Source organism: Marinobacter guineae, from assembly GCF_002744735.1.
In the GTDB taxonomy this organism is placed as follows: Bacteria; Pseudomonadota; Gammaproteobacteria; order Pseudomonadales; family Oleiphilaceae; genus Marinobacter; species Marinobacter guineae.
Genome location: NZ_KZ319339.1, coordinates 511,696 through 526,836, shown reverse-complemented (window position 1 = coordinate 526,836; position 15,141 = coordinate 511,696). Strand labels below are relative to the sequence as shown.

Sequence of the window (15,141 nt, the reverse complement as noted above, 5' to 3'; positions counted from 1 at the left end):
GCACTGTCCCTGTTGGTGGGCCGGAAACATTAACGACCCGGTCTGTGCCTTCAGTCGTCGTAGTCGGCCTTCTTCTTCCACTCATCATCGTGGAGGAAGGTATCCCATTCACGGTCCAGTTTGGACTGGGATTCAGGGTATTGGCCCTCCTTGCCTTCTGCGCTCATTGCCTCCAGTTCCTTGATGCGGGTCCGGAAGCTCTTGACCGCTTTCATGGCAAGGGGGTTGTCCCGGGACTTGCCCATTTCGGTGCTGGCCAGATGGTAGGCATGGATTGCCTTGCGGATCTGGTGCTGGCGTATATGATCCCGGGCCTGGAACACATGCAGGTCGGCGTGGGTCTTGTGAACCAGGAACAGAACGTACTTGAGGTTCTTCTTCGCGGTGCCAGCGTCAATCCGCCCGCTTTTGTGCATTCCCTCAATCATCTTGAAGAGATTCTGAAGCAATTCCTTGACGTAGTTGGACTTTTCCGGAGAGTCGATCTTGACTGGCGTTGTTGAATCCCGCCTTTCCATGATCTGGTTTTTCAGATCTGCGGCAGATTCCTGCCACTGTTTGACCGGAAGGTTGGACTTAAGCCCCGCAAGCTCATTACACGCTTCTTCCATGCGTTTGATCAGCAGGAGCTTGAGGTCGGCGGTCAGGTATTGGCCGGGAATCTCGGAGAGCAGACGAAAAGCGCGGTTGTATGCGTCCTCCTGCGCGGTGATTCTCCGGGCCCGCTCGATTCGGGCGCGCTCCCGCATCTGACTGAGCACAATAATGACAATCGAGACGGTAACGATGGCCGCCAGTAAAAGGACAATCGTAGTGGTATCCATTTTGTCAGTAACGACTCCGGCTTCAGGATCAAAGGACGGCGGGTATGCAAGCCCGGCCTCAAAATACCGATATTATTCAGCAAGTATCCGAAAGACTAGCAGAAATCCGGCGTTGAATCCGTTTTCAAATGTGAAAGTTCGTATTGCTTATTGATTACCTGAATTTTCCGTATAATGTATATTGTCCCCGTGAATGAAGGTTCTTTTTACCCCGTTGTTAAGGCGTTCCGGAGTTGTCTGTGGATATTTCCCGTGTTGATCTGAACCTGCTTGTGTACCTGGACGTGCTGCTGCGGGAGCGGAATGTTACCAAGGCAGCCAACCACCTCGGCATCACCCAGCCTGCCATGAGTAACGGGTTAAGACGGTTGCGTGACCTGTTCAGCGATCCTTTGCTGGTGAGAACCAGTGAAGGTATGACAGCCACGGAAAGAGCCCGAGAGCTGCAACCGCTGGTACGGAGGGTCCTGTCCGATATCGAGCAGGCGGTGCAGGAGAAGACCCCGTTTTCGGCCCTGGAGAGCCAGCGGGTGTTCAGGATTATGGCCAGCGACTATGCCGAGTCATGTCTGATGCCCCGGGTGCTCAGGCGAATCCGGCAGGAAGCGCCACACGTGACTCTGGACGTGTTGACTCCGAGCGATGTCAGCTTCCTCGATGTCGAGCAGGGCAGGCTGGATATGGCTATTAACCGGTTCGACAAGATCCCCCAGTCTTTTCACCAGAAAACCCTTTGGACAGAATATTTCGCCTGCCTGATGAACGCTCGTAATCCCCTGCTCAGAGAGCCGTTTACGCTGGATACCTATCTGGATGCCAGTCACATCTGGGTCAGCAAGACCGGTTTTGGCGTGGGCGTAGGGGTCAACCCGAAAGACGTCCAACGCCTTGGCTGGGTTGACGAAGCCTTGTCCAGAATGGGGCGCAAGCGCCAGATTTCCGTGTTCACCCGGCACTATCAGGTTGCCATGCTGCTGGCGGAACAGCATGACCTGATTGCCACCTTACCCTCCCGTGCAGCCTGGCTGCAGAGAGACAATCCGAATCTGGTGGTTAAGGTGCCTCCGTTCGAGATTCCGCCATTCGAGTTGAAAATGGCCTGGAGCCCGTTGTTGCAACACAACGCGGATCACCAATGGCTGCGCAAATTAATAGCGGAAGTGGCCGGTGAAGTGGATACCGAATTTGCCCCGTTCGGAGCAAGATTTGAAGCTCCGGATGCGCTGCAGGCCCACCACTCAGAGCGGTAATTCCCGCAATTCGAGGGAAGGTCGGGCAGCATCCCACATACGCTGGAAATTCTCGGCGAGCAGTTTTACACGGCCGCCGTCGGCGAACTTGGCGAAACCTTCCGGCTTGTAGAAGTCGTGCCGGTAAACCACCCCCTGCCGGTCTGCCAGGATGAACGGCTGATCTGCCACCGGGTAGTCTTCATTGACCAGACGCAGTTCCATCCGGCTTGGCAGCCGGCGCAAAAGTTCGACCAGCTTGTGTCGACGCTTCACCAGTGGCTTGTCATCGTGAATCAGCAGGCGTACCTCGCTGAGCCGATGGCGGCGAGCGAGTGCCGAGACCAGCTCCCGGAAACGATGGCGGTCATAAAGATCATGCTCCAGCAAGCGATCATACAACCAGATACGCTGACCCGCCTGGCCAACAACCGAATCCATCAGACTGATCAGCCGGCTTTCGCTATCAAACAGCCAGGAATCCTCGTCCGTGCCCAGAATCATGGGCGCATCCCTCCCGGGTAGGGCATCGTTGGCCAGTTCCGGTGCCAGGCAGCGCATATCGTAGTGGGGGATGCCGACATCGTCGTAGACATCCGAACACACGTGAAAGCCTGAGCGCTGGTAAAAAGGGATCGCGTGTTCCTGGGCGGAGAGCCTGAGTTCGGAAAAGTGCTCGGCGGACTCGGCAATCAGATGCCTGAGTAGCGCTTCGCCGATACCCTGGCCTCGATACTGAGGCAGGATCGCCATGCGCCCGATGTGGCCGGTTTCTTCCAGAGTGGAGAACAATCGGGCCACACCTGCGGGGGTGTTGCCCGGCAGGACCACCAGGTAATGATCTGCAATTTCATCGGTTTCATCCCATTCAAGCTCGTGGGGGACCTTTTGCTCGTCAATAAACACCTTTTGACGAATCTGCCTGATGGATGAGGGCGCCAGTTGCCAACTGTATTTTCTGAATCGGATATTCATGTTGATGCCTGATATCAGGGCTTACCCGTTCGCCGATACCTCTAAAGTCGAGATTACTCGAAATAGACAGAACCCTGATTGTAGAGCGTGGTCAGAAGGCCGAGCAATGCCTTGTCGCCGGCAAAGCGGGCCAGGGCGGGCATATCGATGCGGGCGGCGGAACACAGCTGCGGAGCAAGAGGACGAGCATCCCCTTTGAGCAGGAACTGCTCTCCGTCCACGAACAGCGCCGTTTCGCTCTCAAAATCATAATAGGCGAAGCGGGAGCCTTCATTCCAGCGCATTTGCTCGCCAGCATGAATCGCTTCAGCAATATCCCCGGTATCGGCCGGTTCATCAGCCGGGACCACGATGTCCATACTCTTCGGAGCCGTGGAATACTGGCCAAACCAGAGGGCAAGTTGCCGGCGATCGCCAAGTTTCTCCCGGATAATGCCTTCCAGGCGGTCCATCACGTTGGGCAAGATTGTGCCCGGGTTGTCCTGAACCTGCAGGTCCGGGTCGTTTAGGTGATCCGCGGCATCCGACTGGCTGCACAGAAAATCAGTGAAGCCGGTTAGAACATCGTCAATGGTCGGCGCTCGAAAGCCCACCGACAGGGTAATGCAATCATCTTCCGCAATACCGTGATGCCCGATGCCGGGCGGCAGATACAGCATGTCACCGGGTGCCAGGGTGACAGTTTCTTCACCCTCCCAACTGCTCAGAATCCGGAGCGGGGTGCCTTCCACTCTCGGCGAGGTGTGATTGCAGTGGCCGCCAAAAGTCCAGCGTCGGTGGCCCTGCGCCTGAAGCAGGAAGACATCGTACTGGTCGTAGTGAGGGCCAACACTGCCGCCTTTCGGGGCGTAGCTGGCCATGACGTCATCCAGGCGCCAGTTGGGGATGAAGCGGAAGTGCTCCAGCAGGTCGGCGATATCCGGCACCCAGTGGTCCAGGCCCTGAACCAGCAGGGTCCAATCCTGCTCCGGTAGTTGGCTGAACCGGTCCGCAGAGAAAGGGCCGTTGTGGAGCTGCCAGGGTTTGCCATCGTCGTTTTCAATGACAATCCGGGACTCCACGCCTTCTTCACACGCGAGTCCCGCGAGCTCATCGGCGCTGACCGGGCACTGGAATCCGGGAAATGCCTGACGGATGACAAGTGGCTTCTTCTGCCAGTAATCCCGCAGAAATTCAGAGGGCGTCAGTCCGCCAAGCATGTTCATGGGTATGCTCCCGGTTTCAGATGTTTTGTGCCTGATCAACGGCGTTGCCGATGTAACTGCCCGGAGTCAGCGCCATCAGGTCTGCCTTGGCTTGGTTCGGAATCTCCAGGCTCTCGACAAAATTCTTGATCAGTTCCGGGGTCATCGCCTTGCCACGGGTCAATGCCTTGAGCTTTTCATAGGGCTTTTCAATGTTGTAACGGCGCATCACGGTCTGGATCGGCTCGGCGAGCACTTCCCAGGCGCGATCCAGGTCGTCATCAAGACGGGCCGGATTGATTTCGAGCTTGCCCAGCCCCTTGAGGCTTGCCTCATAGGCGATCAGGCTGTGGGCAAAACCAACGCCGAGGTTACGGAGCACGGTAGAATCGGTCAGGTCCCGCTGCCAACGTGAAATCGGCAGTTTGGCTGATAGGTGGCTGAACAGCGCATTGGCAATGCCAAGGTTGCCTTCGGAGTTCTCGAAGTCGATCGGGTTGACCTTGTGGGGCATGGTGGAGGAACCCACTTCGCCTTCTACGGTCTTCTGCTTGAAGTAGCCGAGGGAAATGTAGCCCCAGATGTCCCGGTCCAGGTCGATCAGAATCGTATTGAAACGGGCGATGGCATCGTACAGTTCTGCGATGTAATCGTGCGGCTCGATTTGAGTGGTATATGGGTTCCAGTCAAGGCCGAGGCTCTCGATAAATTCCCTGGCGTTCAGCGCCCAGTCGATGTCCGGATAGGCCGAAAGATGGGCGTTATAGTTGCCGACAGCGCCGTTGATTTTGCCCAGCAGCTCGGTCTCACGGACCTGTTTGACCTGCCGACGCAGTCGGTGGACTACATTGGCCAATTCCTTGCCCACGGTTGTGGGGGAGGCAGTCTGTCCGTGAGTGCGGGACAGCATGGGCTGTTCAGCGTGATCGTGGGCCAGCTGCGCCAGCTTGTCGACAACCCGGTCCATGGCGGGCAGCATGCCGTGATCCAGACCCTCCCGCAGCATCAGGGCGTGGGAAAGGTTGTTGATGTCTTCCGAGGTGCAGGCAAAGTGGACAAACTCGGTCACCGCGTGCAGTTCCGGAACGCTGGCGATTTTCTCTTTGATGAAATACTCCACCGCTTTCACATCGTGGTTGGTGGTGCGTTCGATTTCCTTGATACGCTCGGCGTCCTCCAGGCTGAATTCGCTCACCATGCGGTCGAGCACGGCATTGGCCTCAGTGGAAAAAGACGGCACTTCGGTGATGCCGGGGTGATCCGCCAGTTTCTGCAGCCAGCGGATCTCGACGGTCACACGGTTCCTGATCAGGCCATATTCACTGAAGATTTCACGGAAGACGCTGACTTTACTGCCGTAGCGTCCATCGACCGGGGAAATGGCGGTCAGGGCGGTGAGTTCCATCGAAAACCTCTCAAGTCATCAAAGAATCGGATCAAAAGAAAATAGGGGGTGCATATCATACACCAGCGCTGTCACTGAATCAGCGCTGTCAATGGTACAGAGAGCTATTCGCTTCCTCGACCAGTTCCCGGGCGAGCCGGATAACCTTCCTGCGGGAAAAAATCAGTTGCCAGCGGCGTCCGCCAGTCTGGCGCCAGAGCACGGCCGAGCGGATACCCGCAAGTAGCAGGGCCCGAACCTTCGCGGCATTCTCCTCCTGCTGCAGGATCGAGGGATTGCCGCTTACCTGGATGCGCATCCGGAAGGTGCTGATGGTATCGGCGTAAACCGAGCCGAGGTTGCTGATCAGGTTGGGGTGGGTGTAGCCAAAGTGGCTGGCGGTGTGCCGGGCCTGGTCGATGCGGCTGCCGATTACGTCCAGCATGTCTGACCGGCGATTCAGCTTGGATTCCAGTTGAACCAGGTTTAGGGCATAGCGAAGCACTTCGATATCCTGCTGCTTGCTCTGCTGGCTGAGTACTGAAGAAAGCGTTACAAGGCCTTCCTGAATATCCCGGAGTTCGCCACCGTACACGTCCAGGGTGTTCTCGGGATCCGTTGCAAACAGGGAGCGAATGGACGTTTCCAGGCTTGACTGATTGCACTGGCCGCTGTGGGCAATCTGCTGCACCAGGTTAGCCGCCTGGAAAACTCCCGCAAGGGCCAGGGTCTGGTCTTTCAGAGATCGACTCATACAGTCACTTCCTGAGGCCTGGAACCGGTCAGACGAGCCGGCAAGGGGTCGCCATCACGCCAGGTTTCCTCAATGACACCCCCGCCGAGACACACCTCGCCGTCGTAGAAGACAACGGATTGTCCCGGCGTAACTGCCCGCTGGGCATCATCAAAATCGACCCGTACGCCACCATCAATGACCGCAACCTGACAATCCTGATCCGGCTGCCGGTAGCGGGTTTTCGCCTTGCAGCGGAAAGACCCAGCGGGAGGCTGGCCGGCGACCCAGTCTATCGGGCCGGATACCAGGCCCCGGGAGAACAGCAGGGGATGATGCTTGCCCTGAACGGCAATGAGCACATTGCGACCGAGGTCCTTTTCCGCCACATACCAGGGCTCGTCGCCGAATTCACTGAGGCCACCGATACCAAGGCCCTGGCGCTGACCTATGGTGTGGTACATCAGCCCCTGGTGGCGGCCGATCTTCTGGCCATCCGGTGTTTCGATATCGCCGGGCTGGGCGGGCAGGTACTGTTTCAGGAAGTCCCGGAATTTGCGCTCACCAATAAAGCAGATGCCTGTGGAGTCTTTTTTGTCATGGGTCACGAAGCCCTGCTGCTCGGCGATACGGCGCACTTCCGGTTTCTCCAGCTCGCCCACGGGGAACAGGGTCCGTGCGATGCGGTCGCCTGAGACCGCGTGCAGGAAATAACTCTGATCCTTGTTCGGATCCAGTCCTTTGAGCAGCTGTGCCTTGCCCCGAGAGTCGGCAATGGGTCGCTGACGGGCGTAGTGGCCGGTGGCAATATAGTCAGCACCCAAGGTGATGGCATAGTCCAGAAAGGCGCGGAATTTGACTTCCTTGTTGCACAGAATGTCCGGGTTCGGGGTGCGGCCTGCCTGGTATTCCGACAGGAAATGCTCAAACACCCGGTCCCAGTACTCGGCCGCGAAACTGGCGGTATGCAGCTTGATACCAATGGCGTCGGCCACGGCCTGGGCGTCCGCCAGGTCGGTCATGGCGGTACAGTATTCTGTGCCGTCATCCTCATCCCAGTTCTTCATGAACAGACCTTCAACCTGATAACCCTGATCCTTCAGCAGCCAGGCGGCCACGGAAGAATCGACACCGCCGGACATGCCGACGATCACGCGGGTGTTGGTTGGGCTGGTTGAAGACTGAGCTTCAGAGGTGTTGGTCATGACAGCGTCGCTACCGGTTAAAAAACCGCGAGTTTACCATTTTCCTAGCACGCCGTCTTTGAATCGACGACGACGTCGAGCGGGTACTGGCGGCCATTTCGGTAATCTTCTATGCACTGCAGGACAAGCGGGCTGCGAAGTTTTTCGCCGAGGCCACGGATTTCGTCAAGGGTCAACCAGTGGGCAGCAATGATACCGTCGTCCAGATCGTCTGAAATCTTTGCAGCGGCCCGGGCAACGTAACAGAAGCGATAATAGGTAACGCCATTTGCTGGCGCCTTGTAGGTGTAGATGCCCAGAAAGTGCACCGGGTCAATCTCCCAGCCGGTTTCCTCCAGCGCTTCCCGGCGAACGGCGTCGAGTATGGCCTCGTCTTCCTCGACATGTCCGGCGGGCTGGTTGAACACAACCTTGCCACCGCTGAACTCCTCCACCATGAGAAACCGTCCTGCCTGATCTTCAACAATAACCGCTACAGTGGCATGGGGTGTCCAGGTCATGGCTTTCTCGTTCTCCGGGTTCGGGCCCCGGGTCCGGCACGACCGGGGCGGGATTTGGTGTTTGGGCTGGCCGGCAGGTTGACGGTGACTTTCCGGTATTCACCGGATTTCAGTCCCTCCAGGGTCCAGTCGCCAATGCGGTAACGGATCAGTCGCAGTGTCGGGAAGCCGGCCGCGGCAGTCATTCGCCGGACCTGCCGGTTCTTGCCTTCGGTAATGATCAGCTCCAGCCAGCTGGTTGGAACGGTATCGCGGTGCCGCACAGGAGGAATCCGGGGCCAGATAGCCGGCGCCGACATTCTTGTTGCCTTTGCGGGCCGGGTGAGGCCATCTTTCAGTTCAACACCTTCCGCGAGACGTTTCAGGGCGTAGTCGGAAATCTCGCCTTCTACCTGCACCCAATAGGTTTTGGGCATCTTGAGTGCCGGCGACGCTATCCGGTGCTGCAAAGCACCTTCGGATGTCAGCAGAAGCAAGCCCTCGGAATCGTAATCCAGTCGACCGGCCGGATAGACGCCGGGAATCCGCAGGTAGTCCGCCAGCGTGGCGCGCGGCGAGTCTCCCCCAGCGGCGCCATCGTCGGTAAACTGGCTCAGGACCTGAAAAGGTTTGTTAAAAAGAATGAGCTCAGCCATGCGATCGCACATTTCCAGAAGTTGCAGTGTGCTTCAGTGAGAGTAGGGTACTTCAAAGGTAAGGACTGACAAAGTCAGATTGCCGGCGTTAGCAGTGACGTCTGGTTATTAGACAAAAAAGAAACATCCCCCACCAGCTCGAGGTGGGGGAATGGCTTCAGGTGTCAGAGCAGTTTAGCCGTTTACTGCGCGGGGCGGATAACCGTCCCGGCCGGATTCCTGTTGCCCTGACTCTTCGGCAGCGTCGCTTCCGGCACCTGTATGGGCCTTGCTGGCGGGCTGCTCATCCGGAATGATGTTGACTGCGTGAATGCCCTTGTCGCTTGGTTTTTTATCAAAGGATACGGCCTGACCGGCTTTCAGGGTCTTGTAGCCGTCCATTTGGACCGACGAGAAGTGAGCAAACAGATCGTCACTGCAACCATCCTCGATGATGAATCCGTACCCTTTGGCATTGTTGAACCACTTGACTTTGCCTCTTGGCATGATGAACTCCCCTGTTCTTTTGCTGTCACTGTTCTTGTACGTGGTGTTTGCCTTTCGGCCGTCGCACTATCGGTCCGAATCCTGTTACCCAAACATTGCATGGATTTACATTATTTTACAATGCAAATTAACTTTCGGCCAATCGTTGCGTCGAGTCAATAGTTTCTATGCCGGGAATGTGTGGTTGAACGCAGTCTGGAAGCGGTATCATGTTCGTATTGATAAATATCTCACGCCCTGCTTGAAAACCCCGGGGCAGACATCCACATTTAGACAGGAGCACCGATAAACCGGTTAGGAATGATGCGGACTATCGAAAATTCTCTACTAGTATTAAATCAGGGGGAGGACGAACAGCCGGGGCGGCAGGATGACCTCAGCGTTGCTCCCGAAAAGCCTGCTCTCAAGCGCCCGGCGCGATACAGGGTGGTGCTCCTGAACGACGATTACACACCCATGGATTTCGTCGTGGATGTGCTGATGACGTTCTTTGGAATGAACGAGGAAAAGGCGACGCAGGTGATGCTGCTCGTCCATACGCAGGGAAAAGCTGTATGCGGGGTATTTACCCGGGACATCGCGGAAACAAAGGCGGCACAGGTGAACCAGTATTCCTCGGAATGCGAACATCCGCTCCTTTGCGAGATTGAACGTGCGGACTGAAAGACGTTGGGGTGGCCCATGCTGAGCAAAGATCTGGAAATTACGCTGAACACGGCCTTCAAGAATGCCCGCGATAAACGTCATGAGTTCATGACTGTGGAGCATTTGTTGCTGGCCCTGCTCGATAACGAATCGGCGGTGGGCGTTCTGAAGGCCTGTGGTGCAGACCTCAAGCGACTTCAGGAGGAACTGGTCGAGTTTGTTGACTCAACAACACCATTAATCCCGAGCAGCGACAGTGAGCGGGAGACCCAACCCACGCTGGGCTTCCAGCGAGTGTTGCAACGGGCGGTGTTCCATGTGCAGTCCTCGGGCAAGAAAGAGGTAACCGGGGCCAATGTGCTGGTCGCTATATTCAGCGAGCAGGAAAGTCAGGCGGTCTATGTGCTCAAGAAACAGAGCATTGCCCGTATTGATGTGGTCAATTTCGTCTCTCATGGAATCTCCCGGGTTCAGGGTGCTGAAGATCAGGAGAGTCATGATCAGGCTTCCCATGATGAAGCCGGAGAGGAAGGCGGCCATTCCAAGCCATTGGAAAGCTACGCAACCAATCTCAATGAGCAGGCCCGTCAGGGCCGGATTGATCCGCTCATCGGGCGCGAGCACGAGGTTGAGCGGGTGGTGCAGATTCTGGTGCGCCGTCGCAAGAACAACCCATTGTTGGTCGGGGAAGCCGGCGTAGGCAAGACTGCCATCGCTGAAGGGCTTGCCAAGAGAATCGTGGATGGTCAGGTACCCGACATCATTTCGGATGCGGTGGTTTACTCGCTGGATCTCGGTGCATTGCTGGCGGGCACCAAATATCGGGGTGATTTCGAGAAGCGCCTGAAAGGGCTACTGGCAGAACTCAAGAAAGAGAGTCATGCGATTCTCTTTATCGACGAGATCCACACGATTATCGGTGCCGGTTCTGCATCCGGTGGCGTTATGGACGCTTCCAACCTGTTGAAGCCGATGCTGAGTTCCGGGGAGATCCGTTGCATAGGCTCCACCACGTTCCAGGAGTTCCGGGGCATCTTCGAGAAAGACAGTGCCCTGGCTCGCCGCTTCCAGAAAATCGATGTCAACGAGCCCAGCGTCGAGGATACCTACCAGATCCTCAAAGGCCTGAAGCCGAACTTCGAGAAGCACCACGATCTGAAGTACACGGACAAGGCCTTGCGGGTTGCCGCAGAACTCGCGGACCGGTACATCACCGATCGTCACCTGCCGGACAAGGCAATTGATGTAATCGACGAAGCTGGTGCCCGGCAGCGGTTGCAGCCGGAAGGCAAGCGCAAAAAGACCATCGACGTGACTGATATCGAGGATGTGGTAGCGAACATTGCCCGCATTCCGCCCAAGAACGTCTCCACCAGCGACAAGGATCTGCTGCGGAATATCGAGCGGGACCTCAAGATGGTGGTGTTTGGTCAGGATCCGGCCATCGAGTCTCTCGCTACGTCCATTAAGCTGGCTCGCGCTGGCCTGAAGGCGCCTGAGAAGCCAGAAGGTGCCTTCCTGTTCGCGGGGCCGACGGGTGTTGGTAAAACCGAGGTTACCAAACAGTTGGCCAAGGTCCTGGGTATCGAGCTGGTGCGCTTCGACATGTCCGAGTATATGGAGCGCCACACTGTCTCAAGACTCATTGGTGCGCCGCCGGGCTATGTCGGTTATGACCAGGGAGGCCTGCTGACGGAGTCTGTCACCAAGCACCCCCATTGTGTGTTGTTGCTGGATGAAATCGAGAAGGCCCATCCGGAAGTCTTCAACCTGCTTCTGCAGGTAATGGACCACGGTACGCTGACTGATAACAACGGTCGCAAGGCGGACTTCCGCCACGTGATCCTGGTCATGACAACCAATGCCGGGGCAGAAAGCATGGCCCGTCGTTCGATTGGCTTCAGCGAGCAGGACCACAGCACCGATGGCATGGAGATCATCACCAAGACATTCACGCCGGAGTTCCGCAACCGTTTGGACGGTATCATCCAGTTCGGCGACCTGCAGAAGGAAACCATCACCCACGTGGTGGACAAGTTCCTGACCGAACTGCAGGCGCAGCTGGACGAGAAGCATGTCGTATTGCATGTGGATGATGCTGCGAAATCCTGGCTGGCCGACAAAGGCTACGACGTCACCATGGGTGCCCGTCCGATGTCGCGTTTGATTCAGGACAAGATCAAGCGGCCGCTGGCCGAGCAGATCCTTTTCGGGCGCCTGTCAGAGAAGGGCGGAGATGTCTACATCCATCTCCGTGACGATGAGTTGGTGTTCGAGTACGAGGATGAGCCGGCGGAAGCCGTCTGAGGCGACGTAAGGAAAAACCGCTGTCCGGGTAACCAGGCAGCGGTTTTTTTTGGCCTCACAAAAAAAGCCCCCGGAGGGGCTTTTCAGATGTCACATGCGCCTTAACGGGCGCGGTACACAATGCGGCCCTTGCTCAGGTCGTAGGGAGTGAGCTCAACCTTGACCTTGTCACCTGTCAGGATGCGGATGTAGTTCTTGCGCATCTTGCCGGAGATGTGAGCCGTCACAACATGACCGTTGCTCAGCTCAACGCGGAACATGGTGTTTGGAAGGGTGTCGATAATAACACCTTCCATTTCAATGGCATCTGATTTCGGCATTCAGTAGAAACCTCGTTAGGATATGGTTCTCGTGATTTTAAATTGCGCAATTCTGCCTTATTTATCCGCGTTTGGCAAAGTCAGTCGGCATCAAGCTCACGCCACTGGCCGTCGCGGAGCGCTTCAATGGGTCGGAAACGGGTTTTATAGTTCATTTTCCGGCACTGTTTGATCCAGTAACCGAGATACAGATGTGGCAGGCCCTTGCGGCGGGCCTCGTCAATTTGCCACAGGATAGCAAAAGTACCAAGGCTGCGATCGTCCATTTCAGGCTCGAAAACAGTATAGATGGCAGACAGGCCATCATCCAGCAAGTCTACGGCGGCAAGACCCACCAGGTTATTGTCCTTGCGGATTTCAAGAAACCACGAATCGGTGGCACCCTCTACCAGAAACGAGGTGAACTGCTCCCGGGACGGCGGGTACATATCGCCGTCTTTGTGCCGTTCCTCGATATAGGTGGCGTAGAGTTGATAATACCGTTCGGTAAAGGTGGCCGGCACCAGCATGCACTCCAGATCTTCGTTTTTCCTCATTACCCGTCTCTGGCTACGGTCGGGTTCGAAGTCATCTACTTTAAGGCGTACGGCAATGCAGGCGTTGCACTGCTCGCAGTGAGGGCGGTAATAATGGCCGCCACTGCGGCGGAAGCCGAGCGCGGTGAGCTGGCTGTAGAGTTTTTTGTCGATATGGGCCCGCGGATCCACGAACATGGTGGTTGCCTCGTGGTCTGGCAGGTAACTGCAGTCGTGTGGCGGGGTTGCAAAGAACACCAGGGTTCTGAGATTGCTCATTTAATCCTCCGGCCCGGGCCATTGCCAGTGGAAGGTCCAGTCGGTCTGATCCGGTTTTTGATCGACGCTCATCCTGAGTATAGATAAAAACTCTTCCCGGGGAATAGTTTTGGCGCCCATGGTCAGCAGGTGGCGACTTTCCACCTGGCAATCCATAACCCGGTAGCCCCAGGTCTGTAGCTGATGAGCAAGGTGGACCATCAGGACTTTGGAGGCGTTGGTTTCCAGGGAGAACATGGATTCGCCGAAGAAACACCGGCCGATACCCAGGCCGTACATCCCGCCGGCAAGATCACCCCTGTGGTTCCAGACTTCAATGGAGTGTGCCACGCCCATTTGGTGCAGTTCGGCGTAGCTGGCGATCATTTCTTCAGTGATCCAGGTGCCCTCGGCCCGGGTGGAGGCGCACAGGCGGATGATTCGGCCGAAGGCCTGATCGGCGGTAACCTGAAAGCGGTGCTGGTTCAGGGTGCGGCGGAGGCTTCGGGATACGTGGATTTCGTTCGGAAACAATACGCATCTGGGGTTGGGTGACCACCAGAGTATGGGTTGCTCGTCGCTGTACCAGGGGAAGATGCCGTTCCGGTAGGCGAGTATGAGCCGGTCGGTGGACAGGTCGCCGCCGAGTGCCAGGAGGCCGTCCGGGTCGTCCAGGGCTTCGTTGGCCGGAGGGAACCAGAGTTGGTCAGGGTCTAGCCAGGGTAGTGAGGTCATCCATATCCGGTTTTTGCTCAGATTTTCAAACTGATCTCATGTTGATCGGACTTGGGAGTCGCGCCCGGGAGGGCCAGCCTTCTGAAACACGCTGTGAATACTTCCCTGTACGCTTGGCTCCGCCATCCATGGCTCCGCACAGTTTCAGAAGCGGGTTCCCACCAGCCTTTGCAAACTCCTGAGTTCGCGTTCCTTCTTCGCACTCTTACTCAATCACAATCAGTCTTGCTGATCCAGAAATTTTTCGGCATCCAGAGCGGCCATGCAGCCGAAGCCGGCGGAGGTGACGGCCTGGCGGTAGACGTGGTCGGCTACGTCGCCGGCGGCGAAGACGCCGGGGATGCTGCTCTGGGTGGCCATGCCTTCGAGGCCAGAGCGGATACGGATGTAGCCGTTTTCCATGTCCAGCTGGCCGGTGAACAGGTCGGTGTTAGGCTTGTGGCCGATGGCGATGAAGACGCCGGCCAGTTCCAGGTCCTGTGTCGAACCATCCTTCATACTCTTGATGCGCATGCCGGTGACACCGGTGCCGTCGCCCAGGACTTCGTCGAGGGTGTGGTCCCAGACGATGTTGACGTTGCCGTTTTCGGCTTTTTCGAACAGCTTGTCCTGGAGGATTTTTTCGGCGCGCAGGCTGTCGCGGCGGTGCACCAGGGTCACTTCGTCGGCGATGTTGGAGAGGTAAAGGGCCTCTTCAACGGCGGTGTTGCCGCCGCCGATGACGGCTACTTTCTGTTTCTTGTAGAAGAAGCCGTCGCAGGTGGCGCAGGCTGAGACGCCCTGGCCTTTGAATTTCTCTTCGGATTCGAGGCCAAGGTACATGGCGGAGGCGCCGGTTGCGATGATCAGGGCGTCGCAGGTGTATTCGCCGCCGTCGCCCTTGAGGCGGAAGGGGCGGTTGCGCAGGTCGGCTTCGTTAATGGTGTCGTAGACGATGCTGGTTTCAAAGCGCTCGGCGTGTTTGAGCATGCGCTGCATCAGTTCGGGGCCCTGTACGCCGTCGTTGTCGCCGGGCCAGTTGTCCACGTCGGTGGTGGTGGTGAGCTGGCCGCCGACTTCAATACCGGTAATCAGGGTCGGGTTCAGGTTGGCGCGGGCTGCGTAAACAGCAGCGGTGTAGCCTGCCGGGCCGGAACCGAGGATGATCAGTCGGGAATGTTTGGTGTCGCTCATTGAAAATCTCTCACTGAAAAAACCGTATATTGC

At 57.0% G+C, this 15,141-nt stretch carries 16 protein-coding genes; 3 read left to right on the top strand and 13 right to left on the bottom strand.

Translation table 11 applies throughout. The features are described 5' to 3' along the window. Positions 1-50 precede the first annotated feature (50 nt). Positions 51-824 carry a hypothetical protein gene (locus CLH62_RS02410; protein WP_099616549.1) on the bottom strand — a complete coding sequence of 258 codons (774 nt, stop codon included), beginning with the start codon at positions 822-824 and terminating at the stop codon, positions 51-53. Between the two features lie 239 nt (positions 825-1,063). On the opposite strand from CLH62_RS02410, the gene CLH62_RS02405 reads away from it, so the two are divergent. Beyond that, on the top strand, positions 1,064-2,074 hold the full coding sequence (locus tag CLH62_RS02405; RefSeq protein ID WP_099616548.1) for a LysR family transcriptional regulator: 1,011 nt from the start codon (positions 1,064-1,066) through the stop codon (positions 2,072-2,074). Here CLH62_RS02405 and CLH62_RS02400 read toward each other — a convergent pair. The 8 genes from CLH62_RS02400 to CLH62_RS21555 form a co-directional block, all read right to left on the bottom strand. Further along, positions 2,063-3,028 (bottom strand): GNAT family N-acetyltransferase, encoded by a 966-nt coding sequence (locus tag CLH62_RS02400; protein WP_099616547.1) that lies wholly within the window; start codon positions 3,026-3,028, stop codon positions 2,063-2,065. The genes CLH62_RS02405 and CLH62_RS02400 overlap by 12 nt on opposite strands. Positions 3,029-3,081: 53 nt before the next feature. Beyond that, positions 3,082-4,233, bottom strand: a complete 1,152-nt coding sequence (locus CLH62_RS02395; RefSeq protein ID WP_099616546.1) for a cupin domain-containing protein — start codon at positions 4,231-4,233, stop codon at positions 3,082-3,084. A 16-nt stretch (positions 4,234-4,249) separates the two neighbouring features. Continuing rightward, a complete protein-coding gene (gene purB / locus CLH62_RS02390; RefSeq protein WP_099616545.1) occupies positions 4,250-5,617 on the bottom strand; it encodes an adenylosuccinate lyase in 1,368 nt (455 codons plus the stop codon). A gap of 88 nt (positions 5,618-5,705) precedes the next feature. Next, positions 5,706-6,350, bottom strand: a complete 645-nt coding sequence (gene hflD, locus CLH62_RS02385; RefSeq protein ID WP_099616544.1) for a high frequency lysogenization protein HflD — start codon at positions 6,348-6,350, stop codon at positions 5,706-5,708. Next, positions 6,347-7,534, bottom strand: a complete 1,188-nt coding sequence (mnmA, locus tag CLH62_RS02380; RefSeq protein ID WP_099616543.1) for a tRNA 2-thiouridine(34) synthase MnmA — start codon at positions 7,532-7,534, stop codon at positions 6,347-6,349. Before mnmA ends, hflD begins: the two co-directional genes overlap by 4 nt. A 44-nt stretch (positions 7,535-7,578) precedes the next feature. Next, entirely contained in the window at positions 7,579-8,034 is a 456-nt protein-coding gene (locus CLH62_RS02375) for an NUDIX hydrolase (RefSeq protein ID WP_099616542.1), read from the bottom strand. Continuing rightward, positions 8,031-8,669: a pseudouridine synthase gene (locus CLH62_RS02370; RefSeq protein ID WP_099616541.1), complete on the bottom strand. Its 639-nt coding sequence runs from the start codon at positions 8,667-8,669 to the stop codon at positions 8,031-8,033. The genes CLH62_RS02375 and CLH62_RS02370 overlap by 4 nt, the downstream gene beginning before the upstream one ends. Positions 8,670-8,843: 174 nt before the next feature. Beyond that, a complete protein-coding gene (locus tag CLH62_RS21555) occupies positions 8,844-9,155 on the bottom strand; it encodes a cold shock domain-containing protein (protein ID WP_099616540.1) in 312 nt (103 codons plus the stop codon). A 303-nt stretch (positions 9,156-9,458) separates the two neighbouring features. Between CLH62_RS21555 and clpS the strand changes: the two genes are divergently transcribed. Both clpS and clpA read left to right on the top strand, forming a co-directional pair. Next, positions 9,459-9,818, top strand: a complete 360-nt coding sequence (gene clpS / locus CLH62_RS02360) for an ATP-dependent Clp protease adapter ClpS (protein WP_048496975.1) — start codon at positions 9,459-9,461, stop codon at positions 9,816-9,818. Positions 9,819-9,836: 18 nt separating this feature from the next. After that, positions 9,837-12,107 (top strand): ATP-dependent Clp protease ATP-binding subunit ClpA, encoded by a 2,271-nt coding sequence (gene clpA / locus CLH62_RS02355; protein WP_099616539.1) that lies wholly within the window; start codon positions 9,837-9,839, stop codon positions 12,105-12,107. A 101-nt stretch (positions 12,108-12,208) separates the two neighbouring features. On the opposite strand, the gene infA is transcribed toward clpA, so the two are convergent. The 4 genes from infA to trxB form a co-directional block, all read right to left on the bottom strand. Beyond that, on the bottom strand, positions 12,209-12,427 hold the full coding sequence (gene infA / locus CLH62_RS02350; protein ID WP_008169200.1) for a translation initiation factor IF-1: 219 nt from the start codon (positions 12,425-12,427) through the stop codon (positions 12,209-12,211). 80 nt (positions 12,428-12,507) lie between these two features. Next, a complete protein-coding gene (locus tag CLH62_RS02345) occupies positions 12,508-13,221 on the bottom strand; it encodes an arginyltransferase (protein WP_099616538.1) in 714 nt (237 codons plus the stop codon). After that, on the bottom strand, positions 13,222-13,935 hold the full coding sequence (gene aat / locus CLH62_RS02340; protein ID WP_099616537.1) for a leucyl/phenylalanyl-tRNA--protein transferase: 714 nt from the start codon (positions 13,933-13,935) through the stop codon (positions 13,222-13,224). It lies immediately after the preceding gene. 219 nt (positions 13,936-14,154) lie between these two features. Then, positions 14,155-15,108, bottom strand: coding sequence for a thioredoxin-disulfide reductase (gene trxB, locus CLH62_RS02335; protein ID WP_099616536.1), 954 nt, complete (start codon positions 15,106-15,108; stop codon positions 14,155-14,157). Between the last annotated feature and the right edge of the window lie 33 nt (positions 15,109-15,141).

Excerpts from the sequence above, each read along its gene's own strand:
- CLH62_RS02410 (WP_099616549.1), bottom strand. The coding sequence starts at position 824 with ATGGATACCACTACGATTGTCCTTTTACTGGCGGCCATCGTTACCGTC.
- CLH62_RS02400 (WP_099616547.1), bottom strand. The coding sequence starts at position 3,028 with ATGAATATCCGATTCAGAAAATACAGTTGGCAACTGGCGCCCTCATCC.
- CLH62_RS02395 (WP_099616546.1), bottom strand. The coding sequence starts at position 4,233 with ATGAACATGCTTGGCGGACTGACGCCCTCTGAATTTCTGCGGGATTAC.
- purB (WP_099616545.1), bottom strand. The coding sequence starts at position 5,617 with ATGGAACTCACCGCCCTGACCGCCATTTCCCCGGTCGATGGACGCTAC.
- hflD (WP_099616544.1), bottom strand. The coding sequence starts at position 6,350 with ATGAGTCGATCTCTGAAAGACCAGACCCTGGCCCTTGCGGGAGTTTTC.
- mnmA (WP_099616543.1), bottom strand. The coding sequence starts at position 7,534 with ATGACCAACACCTCTGAAGCTCAGTCTTCAACCAGCCCAACCAACACC.
- CLH62_RS02375 (WP_099616542.1), bottom strand. The coding sequence starts at position 8,034 with ATGACCTGGACACCCCATGCCACTGTAGCGGTTATTGTTGAAGATCAG.
- CLH62_RS02370 (WP_099616541.1), bottom strand. The coding sequence starts at position 8,669 with ATGGCTGAGCTCATTCTTTTTAACAAACCTTTTCAGGTCCTGAGCCAG.
- CLH62_RS21555 (WP_099616540.1), bottom strand. The coding sequence starts at position 9,155 with ATGCCAAGAGGCAAAGTCAAGTGGTTCAACAATGCCAAAGGGTACGGA.
- clpS (WP_048496975.1), top strand. The coding sequence starts at position 9,459 with ATGCGGACTATCGAAAATTCTCTACTAGTATTAAATCAGGGGGAGGAC.
- clpA (WP_099616539.1), top strand. The coding sequence starts at position 9,837 with ATGCTGAGCAAAGATCTGGAAATTACGCTGAACACGGCCTTCAAGAAT.
- infA (WP_008169200.1), bottom strand. The coding sequence starts at position 12,427 with ATGCCGAAATCAGATGCCATTGAAATGGAAGGTGTTATTATCGACACC.
- CLH62_RS02345 (WP_099616538.1), bottom strand. The coding sequence starts at position 13,221 with ATGAGCAATCTCAGAACCCTGGTGTTCTTTGCAACCCCGCCACACGAC.
- aat (WP_099616537.1), bottom strand. The coding sequence starts at position 13,935 with ATGACCTCACTACCCTGGCTAGACCCTGACCAACTCTGGTTCCCTCCG.
- trxB (WP_099616536.1), bottom strand. The coding sequence starts at position 15,108 with ATGAGCGACACCAAACATTCCCGACTGATCATCCTCGGTTCCGGCCCG.